This is a genomic window from Saccharopolyspora sp. NPDC045941, from assembly GCF_056431445.1.
This window is the reverse complement of the sequence record NZ_JBWKKU010000045.1, coordinates 1-4,426: the sequence shown is the minus strand read 5'-3', so window position 1 is coordinate 4,426 and position 4,426 is coordinate 1. Positions and strand designations below refer to the sequence as shown.

At 66.7% G+C, this 4,426-nt stretch carries 3 protein-coding genes; 1 reads left to right on the top strand and 2 read right to left on the bottom strand.

The annotated features are described in order from the left end of the window. Positions 1-237: 237 nt before the first annotated feature. Together AC07FN_RS30400 and AC07FN_RS30395 are read right to left on the bottom strand one after the other, a co-directional pair. A complete protein-coding gene (locus AC07FN_RS30400; RefSeq protein ID WP_452618427.1) occupies positions 238-993 on the bottom strand; it encodes a succinate dehydrogenase/fumarate reductase iron-sulfur subunit in 756 nt (251 codons plus the stop codon). A 15-nt stretch (positions 994-1,008) separates the two neighbouring features. After that, a complete protein-coding gene (locus tag AC07FN_RS30395) occupies positions 1,009-2,946 on the bottom strand; it encodes a fumarate reductase/succinate dehydrogenase flavoprotein subunit (RefSeq protein WP_478398685.1) in 1,938 nt (645 codons plus the stop codon). 164 nt (positions 2,947-3,110) lie between these two features. Here AC07FN_RS30395 and AC07FN_RS30390 point away from each other — a divergent pair, with 164 nt between their 5' ends. Further along, complete coding sequence (locus AC07FN_RS30390) at positions 3,111-4,271, top strand: RNA-guided endonuclease InsQ/TnpB family protein (protein ID WP_478398684.1); 1,161 nt, start codon at positions 3,111-3,113, stop codon at positions 4,269-4,271. The last annotated feature ends 155 nt before the right edge of the window (positions 4,272-4,426 follow it).

Sequence of the window (4,426 nt, the reverse complement as noted above, 5' to 3'; positions counted from 1 at the left end):
AGAGCACCCCGGGAAACCCAGACCCCGAAAGTTTTGCCCCAAAAGGGAGTCTCCTCGAAGGGTGGGTGGGGTGTGCAGAGCTTTCGATTGAAATCGAAGGTTCGATTTCAATGGAAATTGCGGACCACCGAACCCGGGCGAAAAGGCCTGGACCACAAGGGAATCTCGCCTGGGTCCAGGTGCGGGAGCTCGTGCCGGGGTCGCCATCCGGCGCGATACCCGGGTGTCGTTCGTCGGTCAGCTCGCCGCGGTGTCGCGGAAGGATGCCTTCAGAACGTCGCGGTTGAACCGGGCGATCGTTTCGAGGGGGATGCCCACCGGGCACACCACCGTGCACTCTCCGGTGTTGGTGCAGCCTCCGAAACCCAGGTCGTCATGGGTTTCCAGCATGTTCTCCGCGCGGCCCAGCCGCTCCGGCTGGCCCTGTGGGAGGCTGCCGAGGTGGGTCGCCTTCGCCGCCGTGAACAGCATCCCGGAGCCGTTCGGGCAGGCCGCCACGCAGGCGCCGCAGCCGATGCAGGCCGCGGCCTCGAACGCGCGGTCCGCGTCGCGCTTGCGCACCTGGACCGCGTGCGCGTCCGGCGCGCTGCCGGTCGGTGCGCTGATGTAGCCGCCGGACTCGATGATCCGGTCGAACGCGCTCCGGTCCACCACCAGGTCGCGCACGACCGGGAACGGTTTCGCCCGCCACGGCTCGATCGTGATCGGCTTGCCCTCGTCGAAGTGCCGCATGTAGAGCTGGCAGGTGGTGGTCTCCCGCTGCGGACCGTGCGCGATCCCGTCGATCATCATCCCGCACATGCCGCAGATGCCTTCGCGGCAATCGTGGTCGAACGCGACCGGCTGCTCGCCGTCGGCAGCGAGCCGCTCGTTGAGGACGTCGAGCATTTCCAGGAAGGACATGTCCGGCAGCACGTCGTCCACGACGTACTCGACGAGCCGCCCGTCCGAGTCCTGGCTGTCCTGGCGCCAGATGCGCAGGGTGAAACGCATGATCGCCTCCGCTGATCACTGGTAGCTTCGCCGGCTCGGCCGGACTTCGTGGAAATGCAGGTGCTCGCGGTGCAGCACGGGGGAGTTGCCGGTGCCGGTGAACTCCCAGGCCGCCACGTAGTCGAAGTTCTCGTCGTCGCGCAGCGCCTCGCCGTCCTCGGTCTGGTGCTCCGCGCGGAAGTGCCCACCGCAGGATTCCTCGCGGTGCAGCGCGTCGACGCACATCAGCTCGGCGAGTTCGAGGAAGTCGGCCACCCGGCCGGCCCGCTCCAGCGACTGGTTCAGCTCGGCGCCGGTGCCGGGAACCCGGAGGTCGCGCCAGAATTCCCCGCGCAGTGCGGAGATCTGGTCGATCGCCGAACGGAGCCCGGCCGCGTCGCGCTCCATTCCGCAGTGCTCCCAGAGGATGCCGCCGAGTTCGCGGTGGAAGGAGTCGGCGGTGCGACCGCCGCCGACCGCGAGCAGCCGGTCGATGCGATCGCGGACGTCACCGGCCACCGCGACGGCGTCCGGGTGGCTGTCCGTCACCGTCTCGGCAGGACAGTCGGCGAGGTAGTCGCCGATCGTGCTCGGCAGCACGAAGTAGCCGTCGGCGAGGCCTTGCATCAGGGCGCTCGCCCCGAGCCTGTTCGCGCCGTGGTCGGAGAAGTTCGCCTCACCGATCGCGAACAGCCCCGGGATCGTGCTGCGCAGGTCGTAGTCGACCCAGAGGCCGCCCATCGTGTAGTGCACGGCCGGGTAGATCCGCATCGGCACCAGGTACGGATCCTCGTTGGTGATCCGCTCGTACATCTCGAAGAGGTTGCCGTACTTGGCCTTCACCGCGGCCGCGCCGAGCCGCTCGATCGCGTCGGCGAAGTCGAGGTACACGCCGCGCCCGCCGGGCCCGACCCCGCGGCCCTCGTCGCAGACGTTCTTGGCCGCCCGCGAGGCGATGTCCCTCGGCACCAGGTTGCCGAAGCTGGGGTAGATCCGTTCGAGGTAGTAGTCGCGCTCGGCTTCGGGGATCCGCTCCGGCGGCCGGGTGTCGCCGCGAGCCTGCGGCACCCACACCCTGCCGTCGTTGCGCAGCGACTCGCTCATCAGCGTCAGCTTGGACTGGTGTTCCCCGCTGACCGGGATGCACGTGGGGTGGATCTGGGTGAAGCACGGGTTGGCGAACAGCGCGCCGCGGCGGTGCGCGCGCCAGATCGCGATGGCGTTGCAGCCCTTCGTGTTGGTGGACAGGTAGAACGCGTTCCCGTAGCCGCCGGTCGCGAGCACCACCGCATCCGCGAGGTGGGTGGACACCCTGCCGCTGACCAGGTCGCGGACCACCACGCCGCGGGCGCGGCCGTCGATCACGACCAGGTCGAGCATCTCGGTCCGCGGGTGCATGGTCACCGTCCCCGCGGAGATCTGGCGGGCGAGCGCCTGGTAAGCGCCGAGCAGCAGCTGCTGCCCGGTCTGGCCGCGCGCGTAGAAGGTGCGGGAAACCTGGGCGCCGCCGAAGGATCTGGTGTCCAGCAGCCCGCCGTACTCGCGCGCGAACGGGACGCCCTGCGCGACGCACTGGTCGATGATCTGGGTGCTGATCTCGGCCAGCCGGTGCACATTGGACTCCCGGGCGCGGAAGTCGCCGCCCTTGATGGTGTCGTGGAAGAGCCGGTACACGCTGTCGCCGTCGCCGGCGTAGTTCTTCGCCGCGTTGATCCCGCCCTGCGCGGCGATGCTGTGCGCCCGGCGGGGGCTGTCCTGGTAGCAGAACGAGGAGACCTGGTAGCCCAGCTCGCCGAGCGTGGCCGCGGCCGAACCGCCGGCGAGCCCGGTGCCCACGACGATCACCTTGCGCTTGCGCTTGTTGTTGGGGCTCAGCAACCGCGCGGAGAACCGGCGCTGCTCCCAGCGGCGGGCGATCGGCCCGTCCGGTGCCTTGCCGTCCGCGATCGGTTCGCCCTCGGTGTACAGCGGCATCGTTGCCCTCATTTCAGCGGAGCTGGTCGGTGAACGGGCCGCGCCGGTATTTGGGTGTGAAGACCAAGCGCGTGTGGAGTGTGTAAACGACGCTTCTTCCGTTGCGTACGTCGAGGTTTGGTTCTCATCTCGGTGACAGAGGTCAATGATAAGATCTTGATCTTGTGAAGATCGTTGTTCAGGTCAAGCTCATTGCGGATGTCACCCAGGCATCCGCGCTTGAGTCCACACTGCACACCGTCAATCGGGCCGCGAACTGGGTGTCGACCGTCGCGTTCGAGCACGGTGTCCCGCGTGAGTACGAGCTGCGAAAACACACCTACACGGAACTCAAATCGCAAGGCTTGGGAGCGCAGGCCGCCCAGCACGTCATCAAGAAAGTCCGCGACGCCTACACCGCCCTGAAAGCCAACATCAAGGCCGGGAATCTGGGGAAAGAGGGCTCGAAACGACGTCGTAAGATCGAGTCCGCACCAATCCGGTTCCGCTCCAACGCCGCCCAGCCGTATGACGACCGGTGCCTGTCCTGGCAGTACGACGCGCAAACGGTCTCCATCTGGACCACACACGGGCGTATCAAGAACGTTCGGTTCGCCTGCTCTGCGGATGCGCTCAAGATGCTGCGATCCCACCGTCAGGGCGAGTCGGATCTGATCCGTCGCGACGGCGTCTTTTACCTGATCGCCACCTGCGATGTTCCCGAAGCCGAGCAGTACGAACCGGGCGGGTTTATCGGTGTGGACCTGGGGATCGTCAACATCGCTACCACCTCGACCGGCTACCGAGCCGCCGGACGTGGCCTGAACAGACACCGCAGGAGGCAACATGAGTTGCGTCGCACGTTGCAGGCCAAGAACACCAAGTCCGCCACACGTCTGCTGAAGAAACGCAACCGGCGTGAACAGCGCCACGCCACCAACCAGAACCACATCATCGCCAAAACGATCGTGACCGAGGCTGAACGCACCTCGTCCGGAATCGCCCTGGAAGAACTCAAGGGAATCCGGCAGAGGGTGCGGCTCCGCAAACCCCAACGGGTCACCTTCCACTCCTGGGCGTTCGCCCAGCTCGGAGATTTCATCGTTTACAAAGCCCGCAGGGCTGGCGTGCCCGTGGTCTTCGTTGATCCGGCCGGCACCTCGCAGCAATGCTGCGAGTGCGGCCACACCGAACGGAAGAACCGGGTAAGCCAAGCCCTCTTCACCTGCCGGAGCTGCGGGGTCGTTGCCCACGCTGACCGGAACGCTTCCCGCAACATCGCCCATCGGGGAATGGTTGTGTGGAACGCGGGGCGTGAGTCACGCGCCTCCGAACCAGCCGCGTAGCTGGTTCTGGACGTGGGAGACCACCCAGCAGCCAGCTGGGCACTACCCACAAGCCCGGTCCTTAGAGTTCCTAGCAAAAGGACCACTGGTTGTGTCTGGGTTTCCTTGATCGTGGATCATGGTTGGGTGAGGAAGGGTGAGCAGCCGCCGTGGAT